Origin of the sequence: Kushneria phyllosphaerae (assembly GCF_900312995.1) — a bacterium.
Lineage (GTDB): Bacteria > Pseudomonadota > Gammaproteobacteria > Pseudomonadales > Halomonadaceae > Kushneria > Kushneria phyllosphaerae.
This window is the reverse complement of record NZ_ONZI01000002.1, coordinates 311,745-327,750: the sequence shown is the minus strand read 5'-3', so window position 1 is coordinate 327,750 and position 16,006 is coordinate 311,745. Positions and strand designations below refer to the sequence as shown.

Sequence of the window (16,006 nt, the reverse complement as noted above, 5' to 3'; positions counted from 1 at the left end):
ACTCCATCACATGAAGGTACAGGGACGCTCAGGCTAGCATGTTCACCAAGGCTTCGCCTGACGCGGCGGGGGGATCATGAGGCTGCTATCCTTGTGGGCATTATTCCCTTTTTCTCCTCTTGGAGTTCTCCGGCATGCGTCATCTTGATCTGCAGGTCATTCAGCAGGCTCGTGAGTGGGCCAGCACCCATTCCACGATCTGGCTGTGTACCGTTTTGGGCACCTACGGCTCATCCCCCCGGGCGCCCGGCTCGATGCTGGTGGCCACCAGCGAAGGCGAACATGTTGGCTCGCTGTCCGGTGGCTGTGTTGAAGAGGCCTTTATCGAGAGCCTGCAGGATGATGCCTTTTCACAACCTGCCACCATCGTGCGCTACGGTGAAAGCCAGGAAGAGAGCCAGCGGCTGCAGCTGCCCTGCGGCGGCGTGCTGGAAGTGCTCATCGAGCGCCTTGAGGTTACCGATGAGCTGATGGTCCATCTGGAAGTGCTGGAGGCCACGCTGTTGGGGCGCAAGCGTCTGATTCGTCGGGTAGACCCCCGGACCGGGCGCTATCGCGTCGTACTCGATGAGTCGCCCAACGGTCCAGGCGTTTCCCGTGATGAGCAGGGCCTGGTGCAGATTCGCGTCGGGCCGGCCCTGCGTCTGATTCTGGCCGGTATCTCGCCGGTCGCCGGCTTTTGTGCCCAGTTTGCCCGCGCACTGGGCTATGAAGTCATTGTCTGTGACCCGCGTGATGACGTGCGACGTGATTTCATCGCCGCCGGTCACGCTGAGGGTGTGGAAGTGCAGGCCGTGCTGCCGGCCCTGTTCATTGCCTCGGGCGCCTGTCATGAGGCGACCGCCGTGGTGGCACTGACCCATGACCCGCGCATCGATGACCCGGCCATGGTCGAGGCGGTCAAAACGCCGGCGTTTTATATCGGTGTGATGGGGTCACAGAGAACCTCGCAAAAGCGCGCCGAGCGGCTCAAGCGCTCCGGGGGGCTGAATGACGAGCAGATCGCACGTCTTCACATGCCGATTGGCATGAACCTTGGCAGCAAGGCGCCGGCTGAAATTGCCCTGTCCGTGGTCGCTGATGTCATGCGCGTGTTCAACGGCAAGGCCGGCGAAACGCATATCGCTGCCGCACCGGTGGCCACCGCGATCTGATGGCGCCTTCCCGACACAACCCCTCAAAGGACACGCCCGACGTGCTGGGTCTGATTCTGGCCGCAGGTCACAGCCGTCGCTTTGGCGGCGACAAGCGTCTGGCGGCGCTTGACGGGCAGACGCTGCTGGCCGCCACGACTGCCAGGCTGGCACCGCATGTGTCGTCCGTGGTCGTCATGTTGCGGCATGGCGAACACGCCAGGGCCTTTGGATTGCCGGCAGGAACCCACACGCTGCAGGCGCCTTCGTCCCCCATTGGCATGGGGACCAGCCTGGCTGCCGCAGTTTCCGCACTGCTGGTTTCGTCCGAGCCGCACCATCAGCAGTGCAAGGCGTTGGCGCTCATGCTGGGGGATATGCCCGGGGTGCGTGCCGAGACCCTTCAGGCACTGGCAGGGCGTGCCCGCCACGACAACATTGTGCGGCCGTATCATCAGGGCCGCGCAGGCCACCCCGTGATCTTTGGGCGGGCGTTCTGGCCGGCGCTGGCCGAGCTTCAAGGTGATGAGGGGGCGCGGGCACTGTTGAGGCGATATCCGTCACGGGTCGTGGTGTTTGATGTGAACGACCCGGGTATTCTCACCGATGTTGATACGCTGGATGACCTGTCTTCCCTTCAATGATTTGAGATCTCATGGCTCGAGTTGCGCTTTTTGCAGATGTACAAAACATCTATTACACCGCCCGCGAAACCTTTGGCTGCCAAGTCAACTACGCAGCGCTCTGGCGTCACGCCGTGGGGCAGGATACGGTCGTGGCCGCCCATGCCTATGCCATCGAGCGCCATGACCCGCGTCAGCAGCAGTTTCAGTATGCGCTGCGTGATATCGGCTTTAACGTCAGGCTCAAGCCCTTCATTCAGCGCCGTGACGGCAGTGCCAAGGGGGACTGGGATGTCGGGATTACGTTGGATGTGTTCGAAACGGCGCATGAGGTCGATCGCGTCGTACTGATTTCCGGAGACGGCGATTTTTCCGAGCTGCTCACCCGTATCCAACAGCGCTTTGGCGTCAGGACCGACGTCTACGGCGTTCAGGCGCTGACCGCGCAGGCCCTGCGGCAGGCGTCCGAGCGTTTTTTCCCCATTGAAGGGGCGCTGTTACAGAATAGCCGGCGCTGAGCCGGATCGGTTTATTGCACGCTGTAGTGATGGCCTGCCAGACAGGCGGCCAGCGCCCGCCGATAGGTGCCAGCCTGTGCCCTTGAAGGCGGTTCCAGCGTGTTCGTGGGGTTGAAGCCGCTCTGATCAATGGCCCAGCGATGACATAGACCGTGGTCCTGCTGCTGCTGGCGAAGCGTTTGATCATTGATCGGGTAGGCGATGACATCAAACATGTCGGCACCGGCCATCTGGATCTCGCGTGGCGCGGGTACCGAGGTGTAGCGCGCGTCACTGCCGGATGCCAAAAACCAGGTGTCGCGTGCCAGGTAGTAGCGCTGATCGCCGATCCAGACCGGACGGGCATCGTCGGGCAGCCCGGCACGTTCGACAGACGGCGGTGCCGCCTGAGCCGATGTGGCGCCCACAAACAGGGCGGGCAGCAGGGCACGGATCAGACAGTGAGACAGAAGGGGCTTGACCATGAAGTGGCTCCATGACGCGGAAAGGCACTGCAGCAGGTGCCCTTTGAGGTCATGCCAGGGTATACGACAGGAGCACGCAGCGCCATGACCCGTTATCTATCAGCATCGCGCGTTCGCGCCATCACGCTTGCCGCTCAGGGGTTCGGGGCGGATCGAGACGGCCCGGCGCCTGGCCGTCGGGCCATCCTGAGCCTGGTTCGAAGGCTTGGGCTTTTGCAGATCGACAGCGTCAATGTGCTGTGTCGGGCCCACTATATGCCGCTTTATTCGCGGCTGGGGCCCTATGATCGAAGCTGGCTCGAGCACTTCAATCAGGGCCCGGCATCAAGGCGCAGGCTTTTTGAATACTGGGGGCATGAAGCCTCGCTGATTCCTTTGGAAGACTATCCGCTCTATCGATTTCGTATGCAGCGCGCCCGGGAGGGCGGTGGCGGGCTTTACAAGCGCCTTGAGCGCTTTTCCCGGGAGCAGCCTGCATTCATTGCCGCTGCGCTTGAGGAGATTCGCCATCATGGGGCGCTGGCGGCGTCCGATCTGACCGACGGCGGACGCGGGCAGGGCAGCTGGTGGGGCTGGAGTCATGGAAAGTCGGCGCTTGAGTATCTCTTCTGGAGCGGTCAGGTGCTGGTGTCCCATCGGCGCGGCAATTTTGAACGGGTCTATGATCTGCCGGAGCGCGTGGTCGGGCGCGACGCCGTCGAGGCGCCGATGCTGTCGCCGCAGGCAGCGCAACGCGCGCTGGTCGCGCGGGCGGCCAGCGCCATGGGCGTGGCGAGTGCCCGTGACCTGCAACGTTATTTTCGCCTCGATGGCCGCGAGACACGGTCGCGTATCGATGAGCTGGTCGAGACCGGCGAGCTGGTGCCCGTTGAGGTGGAGGGCTGGTCCATGCCGGCCTGGCAGCATATCAAGGCGAAGGCCAACCGGCGGGCGAGCGATGCAAGCGCACTGTTATCACCCTTTGATCCACTGATGTGGGATCGCGAGCGTGCAGCTCGGGTCTTTGGCTTTCACTACCGCATCGAGATCTATACGCCGTCACATCTGCGCCAGTACGGCTACTACGTGCTGCCCTTCATGCTGGCCGGGCAGATGGTTGCCCGGGTGGATCTCAAGGCCGAACGCACGCAGGGGGTGTTGCAGGTGATGGCGGCCCACCCGGAACCTGACGTGACCTTGGAGACACTGGCCCCGGCGCTGTTTGAGGAGCTTGCCCGGCTGGCGCGTTTTCTGGGGCTTTCCCGCGTAGAGATGATGGGCAGCGGTCTTCTTGATCGGGCCCTTGAGGCGGCCAGTGTCAGAGTCTGAAAGGATCGGGCGCCGGGACTGTTACAAGTCTGCTGGCAGGCGTATGGTAAATGTCATACAACCTTATCCCGTGACCACCACCACCGAACAAGACCATGTCCTCTGATCAATTGGCGGGCGCCACGCCCGTCGGCACCAACCTTCGCATCATCGCCATTGTCAGCTCGACCTTCGTCAGCATGCTCTGCATCGGCATGACCCTGACGGTGCTGCCGCCCTGGATGCACGGCCCTTTGGGCTTTGATGCCTTGACGGTCGGTGCCGTCATCAGCCTGCAGTTTGTGGCAACCCTGCTGTCGCGACCCTTTTCCAGTCAAATGGCCGACCGACTTGGCGCCAAACGCGTGGTGCTGCTGGGCATGACCGGCTGCGCCCTCAATGGGGCGTTGATTCTGCTGGCAGCATTGAGCGTTCAGTGGCCACTCGCGAGTCTGGTTTTTCTGATCCTGAGCCGGCTGATGCTGGGCATCTCTCAGGGCATGATCGGGACAGGGTCACTCAGCTGGGGAATCGGGCTGGTCGGACCTGCATTGATGAGCAAGGTGATCTCCTGGAACGGCATTGCCGGATTTGGCGCACTGGCCATTGGCGCCCCACTGGGCGCCGTGCTGGCACAAGGTTTCGGCGTGATTTGTGTTGGGGTGTTTATCGTACTGATCGGTGCCTTGGCGCTGGCACTGGCCTGGCGGCGCCCGGCCTCACCGATTGTCAGCGGCAAGCGGGTGCCGTTTGCACGTGTCTTTCGGGTCATGGCGCCCTATGGGGGCGCGCTGGCCCTGAGCTCGGTCGGATATGGCGTGATTGCCACCTTTATTACGCTGTATTACGCCGAGCAGCATTGGGAACATGCGGCCTGGGGGCTCAGCGCCTTCGGGATGGCCTTTATCACGGCACGCGTGCTTTTTTCAGGTGCCATCAGCCGCTTTGGCGGTTATCGTGTGACGCTGGTGTGTTTCGTGGTTGAACTGGCTGGGCTTCTGGCGCTGTGGCAGGCCAGCCATCCGGGGGTTGCCTTGCTGGGGGCAGTACTGGCAGGGCTTGGCGTGTCGCTGATCTATCCGGCGCTTGGCGTGGTCGCAGTGGCCAAGATTGCCGCCACCAGTCGCAGTGCAGCGCTGGGCGCTTATTCGGTCTTTCTGGATGCTGCCGTGGGGCTGACCGGGCCACTGGCGGGCTTTATCGCCAACAGGGCCGGCTACTCGGCCATTTTCCTGGCGGCAGCGCTGTGTAGCCTGGCAGGCTTCGGGCTTTGCGCAGGCCTTTATACCGTCTCGATTCAACGCCGGGCGCGTGCCCAGCGTCAGGCTCTGAAAGAAAACCGGGCATCATCATCGGATTCACACGTTCAAACCTGAGCGTTGCGAGCTCGATCCAGATCATCTCTGGTATGAAGAGAAAGCTGGTGCTCAAGGTCGAAATAGTTCCCCCACTGCTCATCGAAGTGGTCGGGCTCGAAACGCTCAAAGCCACTGCCTGGGGTAAATGTCATCTCTCCAAAATAGACCTGCCCCTTAAGGCTGTAGAGATCCACCCGTACGTAGGCAAATCCCTTTGAAAGAGTTTTGGCGCACTCGATCAGGGCTTCCAGGTTTTCAGGTCTTGCTGGACGGCGGGATTCCGGGCTATTGGCGTATTTGACCTTGAGCGGCAGCCGCTGCCAGTCGGTCGTGAAATAGTCACGGCAGTGGCCGCTGAAGCGGTCGCTATCGACCTGGACCATGCAGTGCGATTGCTCTGTGCTGTTGAAACAGTGAAACTTGTAATCGGCCGGAATGTTGCCGCTGTCGTCGAGCATGAGCTGTTCAACCACCAGCTGCGGTGCAATGTTGCGGTACTGGGTCTCGCGTGACCCCATATAAAAGTTGCGACTGAGCCAGCCATCCGTCTGACGTTTTAGCTCGTCAAAGGAGAGGGCGCTCTTGTCGGTGACGATGCGATTCATGGCGCTGCCATGGTTACCCTTGATGACGAACCGCTCGGGCAGAGCCTCAAACATGTCTCGTGTCAGCACCGGGTTTGACGCCAGCAGCGGGATCAGGTGTTGCTGGCCCAGTCTCTGCGCCACAAAGTCACGCACCGCCAGCTTGTCGGCCAGGGCACGAAAGACAGGACGGTCGGCATCAAGCTTGAGACATGTGACCTTTTCGCTCCAGGTGCGGGGTGCCTTGAGCGACGGTTTGTGACCAAAGCGTTTTTCAAATTGCCTTAGAGCTTCGCGCTGATCCGAACGTTTAAGACGTCGAAGCCCTTCAGAGCATCGTTGACGAGCGCGCAACAGTGATAGAGACAGGGGGAAAAAAGCATTGTCGGTCACAAACACCTTCCATGAAATACTGACCAAAATATGCTGAGACGATAGCAGGATCCATCGTGTTATTGATTAAGTAATTGTTAAGCGCTATTAATTAATCGTTTTGACAGCTACCTTTTTGAATAGCTTTTATACATTGCATGTTTTGATGATGGGCAGGCGTTTTAAACCCTCGTCCTGTTCTGGAGCGCAGACGATTATGAGCGACAACAACCCTCAGCAGCCCCGCGAGATCGACGAAGAGACGATCCGACTGGCGGGTGAAATTTTTGATGCTGCCCGGGCCGGCAAGGCCGAGCTGTTTGGTGACTGGCTTGCCCATGGTCTGCCCCCCAATCTGTGTAATCACAAGGGCGACAGTCTTTTAATGCTGTCCAGCTATCACGGTCAGTTCGAGACTGTAAAAGTACTGCTTGAGCATGGCGCCGACCCCGAAATGCGCAATGACAACGGGCAGAACCCGCTGGCCGGTGCCGCGTTTAAAAATGATCTGGCCATGGTCAAATTGCTGCTGGAAAACGGCGCCGACGTTAACGGCTACGCGCCGGACGGCAAGACGGCGCTGATGTTTGCGGCGATGTTTGATAACGCCGAAATCGTTGAATATCTGCTGGCACAGGGCGCTGACCCAGAGCGGCGAGAGAGTCGCGGCATGACGGCCGGTCAGCTAGCGGTCGGTATGGGGGCTGAACATACCCCGGCGCTTTTGGGAGAAACCCGCCCGGATTGAATTCCTGATTCGGGTGCTGTCTGTAAAGTATCCCTCCATACGCGTACAATCGCCCGCCAAACGTCATCATTCACGCCCGAGCCGGTATTCCGGCTAGGGCGCCCTTTCGGATACTCCCCTTGCTCTCTACTGCCAATATCACCATGCAGTTTGGCCCGAAGCCGCTGTTTGAAAATGTTTCTGTCAAGTTCGGCAACGGTCATCGCTATGGTCTGATCGGCGCCAACGGTTGCGGTAAATCCACCTTCATGAAAATTCTGGGGGGGGATCTGGAGCCCTCCGGTGGGCAGGTCATGAAGGATGCGACCACCCGGCTTGGCAAGCTGCGCCAGGATCAGTTTGCCTTTGAGAGCGAGCGGGTCATCGACACCGTCATCATGGGCCATGAAGAGCTCTGGGCCGTCGCGGCCGAGCGCGAGCGCATCTATTCCCAGGCCGAAATGACCGAGGAAGACGGCATGAAGGTCGCCGACCTTGAAGTGCGCTACGCCGAGCTGGATGGCTACACCGCCGAGGCGCGGGCCGGCGAGCTTCTGCAGGGTCTGGGGATCAACGATGAACAGCATCAGGATCTGATGAGCACCGTGGCACCAGGCTGGAAGCTGCGTGTGCTGCTGGCACAGGCACTTTTTGCCGACCCGGATGTGCTGCTGCTCGATGAGCCGACCAACCATCTGGACATCAATACCATCCGCTGGCTGGAAGATATCCTCAAGGCACGGCGCGCGACGATGATCATCATCTCGCACGACCGCCACTTCCTGAACAGCGTCTGCACACACATGGCGGATCTGGATTACGGCGAGCTGCGCCTGTTTCCGGGCAACTACGATGAGTACATGATTGCCGCCACCCAGGCGCGCGAACGTCTGCATTCCGATAACGCCAAGAAAAAGGCCGAAATTGCCGAGCTTCAGCAGTTCGTCAGCCGCTTTTCTGCCAACGCCTCCAAGGCCAAGCAGGCGACCTCACGCCAGCGCAAGATCGACAAGATTCAGCTCGATGAGGTCAAGCCGTCCTCGCGTGTCAGCCCGTTTATTCGCTTTGAGCAGAACAGGAAGATTCACCGCCAGGCACTGACGGTAGAAAACATCAGCAAGGCGTGGGGCGACAACGTGCTGTTCAAACGCTTCGGCCTGCAGGTCGAGGCCGGTGAGCGAGTGGCCATCATCGGTCCCAACGGCATCGGCAAGACCACACTGTTGAACTGTCTGACCGGCGACATGGCAGTAGAAAGCGGCGAGGTGAAATGGACCGATGCCGCAGAAGTTGGCTACTTCGCTCAGGATCACGCTGCGGACTTTGAACGTGGCGACACGCTTTTTGACTGGATGGGGCAGTGGACCACCCAGGGCGAGCAGCAGGTACGCTCGGCGCTGGGACGCATGCTCTTTTCCAATGACGATATCGGCAAGTCGGTGCGGGTGATTTCCGGTGGTGAGCAGGGCCGTATGCTCTTTGGCAAGCTGGCGCTGCAAAAGCCCAATGTACTGGTCATGGATGAGCCGACCAACCACCTGGACATGGAGTCGATCGAGGCGCTCAACTTGGCGCTGGACAACTATCCGGGCACGCTGATCTTTGTCAGTCACGATCGCGAGTTCGTAAGCTCGCTTGCCACGCGCATCATCGAAATGAAGGATGACGGTATCGTCGACTTCAGCGGCAGCTACGAAGACTACCTGCGCAGTCAGGGCATCTACGGCTAAAGGCATGTGAGGGCAACGGCGTACTGTAGGCGCCGTTGCTGGCAGGTATTTACCCGGGCATGACAACGCGGCCATGGCGAAGAGCAGCAACACAGTCTTTACGCCCATTTTGAAGTGCCAGCCGAGCAGCGCCTTCCCAGTCGTAGGCGACCTGTCGGTACTCGACACGCCATGCGGTCCCGGTGCGGATCAAAATGGCGTATCGGGCATGAGGTGAGCCCGTTTCCATGACGTGAGGTAAGGGCGCTTCGTCGTCGTAGGCCTGCAGCCCGACGCTACCTGGATTTACGATCAGAGTACCATTAGGCAGCATCAGGTCACGCGGGATATGGGTATGACCGCACAGGACCAATGAAACGTTTGGCTCGCCGCCTCTGGCGATGGCCTCTTCAGAGGTAGCAGCACGTCTGCCACCAGCAGTAATTGTTTCCAGCCAATAGGTAACGTCGTCAGCAGGTGTTGCATGCACCAGCAGTATCTCCTGCTCGATATTGAGCGAAGCTGGCAACGCTTTCAGCCATTGGAGTTGCGTGTCATTAATGGCGGAACGTGCAAGGCTGTCTGAAAGCCCCATGGGGCGCGTGTCATCCAGAAGCTGTCGTTCGTGATTGCCTCTGACGGTAGGTAGCTGCAAGGACATCAGATACTCTGCTGTCTCACGAGGTTGAAGTGCTCCTGAGAGCAGATCGCCAAGGTTGACTGTCAGATCCACTCCCTGCTTTTTGATATCTGCCAGTACGGCTTCCAGTGCCATCAGGTTTCCATGAATATCCGCAATAGCCGCTACCTTCATTGTTTATTCCCTTCCCGCGACGTCAAATAATAAAGGGTAAACAAAAAGCCCCGTCGTTGACGGGGCTTTTTGTTATCGGTTGGAAGAGCGTCATGGCGTGAGCGGCTTGTCCCAGCTATCGAGTGTGGCATCACTCCAGCTGCCGTAGGTGGCGTTGGGCAGCACGATCCAGTCGGTGCCAAAGCGCTCGGCATTGTCCTGGACCGCCTGATATTCATCGTTGAGTGATTTTTTGGCAAAGTCTTCCGAGAAGTCATGCAGGGTATCGCCCAGTTGCATCACGACTCGGTGGTCCTTCTCAACGCTGGCACGACGCGCCTGCTTGGGTGGGCCAAGCAGCAGGACATGTTCCCTGTCGACCTGTGGCAGGCCCAGGGCCTTCAGTGTCTCCATGGTATGGGTATGGTTCTCTTCCAGCCGGTCTGATATGTAGTAGATCGCCACGTCATGATCGCTGGCATAGTCCAGAAACGCCCTGGCCCCTGGAATCAGGGTCGGCTCGCCTTCCTTCTCCCAGCCTCCCCAGGTATCCCAGCTCGTGTAGTCATGACAGGCATTGAGGTCTCGCACCAGCAGGGCACTGTTATCGATGACGGTCTCATCCAGGTCGGTAATGATGGCCAGTGGTTTACCTTCCTGCGGCTCGCTCAAAATATCCTTGAGACGATAGGTGGCCAGGGCCCAGGACTGGCGCTGTAGAGCGCGAATCTCCGCCGATTGCTGCTGATAGCGAAGCCCCATGGTATAGGCCGCCACCGGGCAGTTCGCGAGTGCCTTGTCAGGCGTCGCCGGCGCACCGGCCTGCGCCACTGAGGACAGGGTGATGCAGGCAGCCACCAGAGCAGAGACAGGCAGATATCGATGGTTCAGACGTCGCATGAAAATCCTTGAGTTGTTGTGGTTTTAATAACGTCAGCCATAACGTTATTTTATTTTGAACGTTCATACAATAAAAAATGCGGGCGCTGTTTCACCATACAAGCTGTTAAACGTTGTGCATTTTTATGCCGTGATGACTGTTTTTGATCATCACCCTTCGGTTGCACTCGATTATCCCGGGTTACGCAAGCGACGTTTTTTAATAACGCAATGGCCGGGGATTCATAACCCTGGTTAGCGCATTACGCGATCCAAAAAACAATCGTTGGACAGGGCGTTTGAGGGCTGTAATGACGCGTAACCATGCCCGGTGATGAAGACGCCTATCACGCTCTGTAAGTCCGGCATGCCGGGAACTATCGGGGGCTGTTCGAAGCCCAAGGGCTATCATGCCAACCAGGAGGGCACATCATGAGCAAGCACAGCAGTGAGCAGTTCGAGAAGTTCAAAAGCGGTCTCAAGACACAGGTTGCTGTCGCGACCAACAGTGATCGTCTTTATGAGGACGCGGAAAAACAGCGCCTGATGGTGCGTCTAATGGAGACAAAAGGGCTGACGCAGGATGAAGCCGAGAAGGAAGCCGCCGAAAAGCTTCGCAACGAATAGGCAGCGAATGTGTATGGCTCTGACCGGTGTGAATCCGTCGTGCCATGCCGAATGGGTCCGTCATGACTTGTCGTGCCGGGCCCTTCCTCTTATCGGGTTGCCGTGATCAGTTCGCCCACCAGCGCCTTGAGGCGGCCCAGATAGCTGCCGCTTGAGGGCGGCGCAGGGTCGGAGGTCAATACGATCGTCATGTCCTGCCCCGGGACCACAAACAGTATCTGCCCACCGTAACCCCAGCCGTAATACACCGGTTCATTTTCAATCTCGCCGGAAAACCAGCCATAGCCGTAATCATCGCCGTTATAAAATGACTGCGTGCGTGGCCGCCATGAGGCTTCAATCCATGTTGATGGCAGTATCTGCTGACCGTTGTAGGCACCATTGAGACGATACATCTCGCCAAACGCCATCAGTGCCTGTGGCGTCATTCCCATTTCGTTGCCACCGAAGTAGATGCCCTGTGGGTCGCGCGTCCAGGGTGGAATGCTGATGTCCAGCGGCGTCCCCAGCCAGTCACGCATCAACGCAAGCGTTGAGCGCCCGGTGGTGTGGGTCAAGGCGGCCGAAAGCAAATGACTGTTGCCGGTGGAATAAAGCATCTGACCGCCCGGCTCCGAGACGAAAGGCCGCGAAAGGGCGCTGCGCACCCAGTGGTGACTGGCCACCCAGGCGCCGTAGTGCTGCCCCGAAGTACGCTCAAGCCCTGCCTGCATGGACAGCAACTGACCCACAGTAATGTCTCTTATACGCGGATCGGCCTTCGCGGGGATCTGATCGGGCGCCAGAAGCTCGACCACCGGCTGATCAACGCCCTTGATGACACCACGCTCGATCGCAGCGCCCACCAGGGCCGACATCAGCGTTTTGGACAGCGACTTGATGTTGGTCGTCTGATTCGTGCGGTGCCCGCGATAGCCGCGCTCGATGACGGTATTGCCGTCAATGGCGACCATGAAGGTATGGGTACGCGGCAGGGTGCCGGCGTGGTCGGCAAGCCTGGCCAGTACTGATGCATCAGGCGTGATGGGCGCCGCAAGCGTTGGCATCGACAAAAGCCAGCAGCACATGATAATCATCATCAGAGCATGGCGCAGATGTCCGGGCTGTTGCATGAGAGACCACTCCATCAGGCAGGGTGACTCAAGTGTGGCGCATCTTCCGGGCAGTCGCCCGGGCACACGAAAGACCTTCAGCCCCAGCTGAGCCTGGCCTGAGCCGTCATAAATCATTCGCCGGAGGCTGCGTGGTGCGTGCATGCTGTCAAGGGTCGATACACCTTCACTCATCTTCGGAGGATTTGATGACGCGCCCCAATCTACTGATTCTGATGGCCGACCAGGTCAACGGCACGCTGTTCGAGGACGGCCCGGCCGACTTTCTGCACATGCCTCATTTGAAAGCGCTGGCACAACGCAGCGTGCGGTTTAAAAATGCCTACACGCCAAGCTATCTCTGCGCACCGGGACGAGCGGCCTTCATGTCCGGTCAGTTGCCCTCGCGGACCGGCGTGTACGATAACGCCGCCGAGTTTCCCTCAAGCGTGCCCACCTGGGCGCATCATCTCAGACGGGCGGGGTATCAGACCTGCCTGTCCGGCAAGATGCATTTTGTCGGGCCTGATCAGCTACACGGGTTTGAAAGCCGCCTGACCACCGACGTGTACCCGCCTGATTTCGGTTGGACGCCGGACTACCGCCGGCCCGGCGAGCGCATCGACTGGTGGTATCACAATCTGGGCTCGGTCACCGGGGCAGGGGTGGCCGAAATCTCCAATCAGATGGAGTATGACGACGAGGTCGCCTTCCACGCCGAGCAGAAGCTCTTTGATCTTTCGCGTGGTCATGACGATCGCCCCTGGGCGATGTGTGTGAGCTTCACGCACCCTCATGATCCCTACGTGGCCCGTCGCCGGTTCTGGGATCTGTATAACGACTGCGAGCATCTGGAACCGACACTTCCGGAGGTTCCCTACGCCGAGCAGGATCCGCATTCCCAGCGCCTATATGAGGCCAACGACTACACAAAATTCGATATCACGCCGGAAAATGTCCGCCGCGCACGGCAGGGGTATTTTGCCAACCTGTCGTATGTGGATGACAAGGTGGGCGGTATCCTGGATGTGCTCAAGCGAACGCGCATGGAGGACAATACCATCGTCATGTTCGTGTCCGACCATGGTGACATGCTTGGCGAACGTGGTCTGTGGTTCAAGATGAGCCCGTTTGAAGGCTCTTCGCGCGTGCCTCTGATGATCAGTGCACCGGGTGTTGAACCCAGAGTCGTTGATACGCCGGTCTCGGCCATTGATATCAATCCCACCGTGGCTGATCTGGTTGGGGTGGATCTCAGTGCCATTGCGTCCTGGACCGACGGGGAGTCGCTGGTCCCGCTAATGAATGGCGGCACACGTGATACGCCGGTCTATATGGAGTACGCCGCCGAGGGTACCTATGCGCCGCTGGTGACCATCCGAGAAGGCAAGTGGAAGTTCAACCACTGCGAGATCGATCCGCCGCAGCTGTTCAATCTGGAAGACGATCCGGACGAGCAGAACAATCTGGCAGAAAATCCCGAGTACGATTCGGTGCTCACCGAATTTACCCGCAAGGTGAGAGATCGCTGGGACATGGCCCGGTTCGATGCTGACGTACGTGAAAGTCAGGCGCGCCGTCTGATCGTGTACGAAGCCCTGCGCAATGGTCATTACTTCCCGTGGGACCATCAGCCGCTACAAGTGGCTTCCGAGCGTTACATGCGTAACCACATGGATCTTAATATACTGGAGGAGTCGCAGCGCTTCCCTCGCGGCGAATAGCAAAACCCTGTAGTGGACAGGCCCCCGCATGATTGAACATGTGGGGGCCTTTTTATGTGCTCACGATGACCGATCGACCGCCGGAGGTATACGCCGTTGGGCTGTATCAGTACCGCGAATGGGGCATCAGGAGCTTTCATGGCAGGGGTTTGTCAGAGGCGTACCCTCAAGGGCTGAATCAGCAGAGAGGGCGAGCGGGATGGAGGCATTCTGGACAGGGCTGGGACTGGGGCTTTCATTGATCATGGCGATCGGTGCCCAGAATGCATTTGTATTGCGTCAGGGCATTCGCGGCGAGCATCTCTTTTGGGTTTGCCTGACCTGTGCGCTCTGCGATGCGCTGTTGCTGACGCTTGGAGTGTATGGCGCCGCCACGCTTCTGGCGCGCTTCCCGGGCCTTGATCACTGGATGCGCCTCATGGGGGCGCTTTTTTTATTGCTTTATGGCGGCCGAAGCCTGGTCGCGGCACTGCGTGGTGGTCAGGTACTGAACCCGGCCGGGCAGGCGCAAATCTCGCTGGGAAAAACGCTCGCGGTGTGTCTGGCGCTGACCTGGCTCAATCCGCATGTCTATCTGGATACGGTAGTGCTGGTGGGTGCGGTGTCAGCTCAGCAGACCTCGAAAAATGCCTTTCTGGCAGGGGCCATTGTGGCTTCCTTTACCTTCTTTTTTGGCCTGGGCCACGGTGCGAAGCGGCTGCGAGGGCTTCTGGCCCGGCCGCGGGCCTGGCAGGTGCTTGATGGTACGATGGCGTTTTTGATGTGGGGTTTGGCGGTTTCACTGGTGTGGCCCATGGCGTTTGAATGATACGTTGAGATCATCAAAACCCCCGCAATGGATCGCTGCCCGACTATGGTTGAATATCGTTCATCTTGTGGGTGAATAACCCTCGGTGGTATTCACACCGGCGCCACGGCATATTGCGTGACGAAAACGCTGTTAAGCAGCACTTGTTGATTAAGGAATGATCATGTCTTTACCCATGCCTCCCTACCGCGCCGACACGGTTGGCAGTCTGCTGCGCAGCGATAACATCAAGACCGCCCGGGAGCAGCTGGCTCAGGGCACCATTGACCAGGCGGCACTCAAGGCCGTTGAAGATGAGGAAATTACCCGGCTGGTCAGAAAGCAGGAGTCTCTGGGGCTCAAGGCCGTCACCGATGGCGAGCTGCGGCGCGCCTGGTGGCATTTTGATTTTCTTGAACACCTGACCGGCGTTGAAGGCTTCGAGTCCGAGCAGGGCATCCAGTTTCAGGGCCGCCAGACGCCATCACACGGCGTGCGTGTGGTGGATCGTGTCAGGTTCAACCCGAACCACCCGATGCTTGAGCATTTTCGTTATCTCAATGCGCAGACCACCGGTTCTGTCGCCAAGATGACGATCCCAAGCCCCAGCGTACTGCATTTTCGCGGTGCCGGTCAGGTCGATCGGAGTGTCTACGCAGAGTGGGGCAGCTACTTCAATGATCTGGCCGACACCTGGCGTGAGGCCATTGCCGCGTTTTATGAGGCGGGCTGTCGCTACCTCCAGCTCGATGACACGGTCTGGGCTTATCTCTGCTCCGACAGTGAAATTGAAGCGGCCCGTGAGCGCGGCATCGAATCGCCCGAGAACCTTCAGTACGTTTATGCCGACGTTCTCAATCGTGCGCTGGAAGGCCGTCCGGCCGACATGCACATCAGTCTGCACGTTTGCCGCGGCAATTTCCGTTCGACCTGGATCAGCGAAGGGGGCTATGAGCCGGTCGCCAAAACGCTGCTGGGCAGCGTCAATGTTGATGCCTTTTTCCTCGAATACGACACGGACCGGGCCGGTGACTTTCGCCCGCTGCGCTTTTTGCCGCGAGGGGTTCAGCAGGTCGTACTGGGGCTGATCACGACCAAGACCGGGGAGCTCGAATCCGGTGAGCAGATTCAGGCGCGTTTGAAAGAGGCCTGCGAATACGTGCCGATGGATCAGATCTGTCTGAGTCCGCAGTGCGGTTTTGCCTCGACCCATGAAGGCAACAATCTCACCGAGGAGCAGCAGTGGGAGAAGCTGGATTTAATCGTTAATCTTGCCGAGGAGTTCTGGGGCTACTGATCAAGCCCTGAGCCGCTCACCAGCGCCTGACCG

Annotated in this window: 16 protein-coding genes; 11 read left to right on the top strand and 5 right to left on the bottom strand. The window is 59.1% G+C overall.

The genetic code is table 11. The annotated features are described in order from the left end of the window. The first annotated feature begins 134 nt into the window (after nt 1-134). From KSP9073_RS07455 to KSP9073_RS07445, 3 genes are read left to right on the top strand one after another with little or no spacing between them, the layout of a single operon-like run. On the top strand, nt 135-1,154 hold the full coding sequence (locus KSP9073_RS07455; protein ID WP_108842350.1) for an XdhC family protein: 1,020 nt from the start codon (nt 135-137) through the stop codon (nt 1,152-1,154). 41 nt (nt 1,155-1,195) lie between these two features. Continuing rightward, on the top strand, nt 1,196-1,777 hold the full coding sequence (locus KSP9073_RS07450) for a nucleotidyltransferase family protein (RefSeq protein WP_243409162.1): 582 nt from the start codon (nt 1,196-1,198) through the stop codon (nt 1,775-1,777). A gap of 11 nt (nt 1,778-1,788) precedes the next feature. Next, complete coding sequence (locus KSP9073_RS07445) at nt 1,789-2,274, top strand: LabA-like NYN domain-containing protein (RefSeq protein WP_108842348.1); 486 nt, start codon at nt 1,789-1,791, stop codon at nt 2,272-2,274. Nucleotides 2,275-2,285: 11 nt separating this feature from the next. Here KSP9073_RS07445 and KSP9073_RS07440 read toward each other — a convergent pair whose 3' ends face one another. Next, a complete protein-coding gene (locus KSP9073_RS07440; RefSeq protein WP_108842347.1) occupies nt 2,286-2,738 on the bottom strand; it encodes a hypothetical protein in 453 nt (150 codons plus the stop codon). An 84-nt stretch (nt 2,739-2,822) separates the two neighbouring features. Between KSP9073_RS07440 and KSP9073_RS07435 the strand changes: the two genes are divergently transcribed. Further along, nucleotides 2,823-4,046 carry a winged helix-turn-helix domain-containing protein gene (locus tag KSP9073_RS07435; RefSeq protein WP_108842346.1) on the top strand — a complete coding sequence of 408 codons (1,224 nt, stop codon included), beginning with the start codon at nt 2,823-2,825 and terminating at the stop codon, nt 4,044-4,046. Between the two features lie 95 nt (nt 4,047-4,141). Next, complete coding sequence (locus tag KSP9073_RS07430; RefSeq protein ID WP_108842345.1) at nt 4,142-5,401, top strand: MFS transporter; 1,260 nt, start codon at nt 4,142-4,144, stop codon at nt 5,399-5,401. Here the strand turns inward: KSP9073_RS07430 and KSP9073_RS07425 are convergent. Then, the gene (locus KSP9073_RS07425; protein WP_165814199.1) at nt 5,392-6,360 is read right to left on the bottom strand and encodes an ATP-grasp fold amidoligase family protein; all 969 of its coding nucleotides are present in this window, start codon (nt 6,358-6,360) and stop codon (nt 5,392-5,394) included. The genes KSP9073_RS07430 and KSP9073_RS07425 overlap by 10 nt on opposite strands. A 196-nt stretch (nt 6,361-6,556) precedes the next feature. On the opposite strand from KSP9073_RS07425, the gene KSP9073_RS07420 reads away from it, so the two are divergent. Beyond that, nucleotides 6,557-7,087 carry an ankyrin repeat domain-containing protein gene (locus KSP9073_RS07420; RefSeq protein ID WP_108842343.1) on the top strand — a complete coding sequence of 177 codons (531 nt, stop codon included), beginning with the start codon at nt 6,557-6,559 and terminating at the stop codon, nt 7,085-7,087. A 119-nt stretch (nt 7,088-7,206) separates the two neighbouring features. After that, nucleotides 7,207-8,796: an ABC-F family ATPase gene (locus KSP9073_RS07415; RefSeq protein ID WP_108842342.1), complete on the top strand. Its 1,590-nt coding sequence runs from the start codon at nt 7,207-7,209 to the stop codon at nt 8,794-8,796. Between the two features lie 49 nt (nt 8,797-8,845). On the opposite strand, the gene KSP9073_RS07410 is transcribed toward KSP9073_RS07415, so the two are convergent. Together KSP9073_RS07410 and KSP9073_RS07405 are read right to left on the bottom strand one after the other, a co-directional pair. After that, nucleotides 8,846-9,589 carry a metallophosphoesterase family protein gene (locus tag KSP9073_RS07410; RefSeq protein ID WP_108842341.1) on the bottom strand — a complete coding sequence of 248 codons (744 nt, stop codon included), beginning with the start codon at nt 9,587-9,589 and terminating at the stop codon, nt 8,846-8,848. 90 nt (nt 9,590-9,679) lie between these two features. Continuing rightward, nucleotides 9,680-10,468, bottom strand: a complete 789-nt coding sequence (locus KSP9073_RS07405; RefSeq protein WP_108842340.1) for a 5'-nucleotidase, lipoprotein e(P4) family — start codon at nt 10,466-10,468, stop codon at nt 9,680-9,682. Nucleotides 10,469-10,879: 411 nt separating this feature from the next. Here KSP9073_RS07405 and KSP9073_RS07400 point away from each other — a divergent pair, with 411 nt between their 5' ends. Then, a complete protein-coding gene (locus KSP9073_RS07400; protein ID WP_108842339.1) occupies nt 10,880-11,074 on the top strand; it encodes a hypothetical protein in 195 nt (64 codons plus the stop codon). A gap of 89 nt (nt 11,075-11,163) precedes the next feature. Here the strand turns inward: KSP9073_RS07400 and KSP9073_RS07395 are convergent, their stop codons facing one another. Further along, the gene (locus KSP9073_RS07395) at nt 11,164-12,186 is read right to left on the bottom strand and encodes a serine hydrolase domain-containing protein (RefSeq protein ID WP_243409160.1); all 1,023 of its coding nucleotides are present in this window, start codon (nt 12,184-12,186) and stop codon (nt 11,164-11,166) included. 188 nt (nt 12,187-12,374) lie between these two features. Between KSP9073_RS07395 and betC the strand changes: the two genes are divergently transcribed. The 3 genes from betC to KSP9073_RS07380 all read left to right on the top strand — a co-directional run bounded on the left by betC (nt 12,375) and on the right by KSP9073_RS07380 (nt 15,973). Further along, nucleotides 12,375-13,889: a choline-sulfatase gene (betC, locus tag KSP9073_RS07390; protein ID WP_108842338.1), complete on the top strand. Its 1,515-nt coding sequence runs from the start codon at nt 12,375-12,377 to the stop codon at nt 13,887-13,889. Between the two features lie 199 nt (nt 13,890-14,088). Further along, on the top strand, nt 14,089-14,697 hold the full coding sequence (locus KSP9073_RS07385; protein WP_108842337.1) for a LysE/ArgO family amino acid transporter: 609 nt from the start codon (nt 14,089-14,091) through the stop codon (nt 14,695-14,697). Between the two features lie 163 nt (nt 14,698-14,860). Further along, nucleotides 14,861-15,973: a 5-methyltetrahydropteroyltriglutamate--homocysteine S-methyltransferase gene (locus tag KSP9073_RS07380; protein WP_108842336.1), complete on the top strand. Its 1,113-nt coding sequence runs from the start codon at nt 14,861-14,863 to the stop codon at nt 15,971-15,973. Nucleotides 15,974-16,006: the final 33 nt, after the last annotated feature.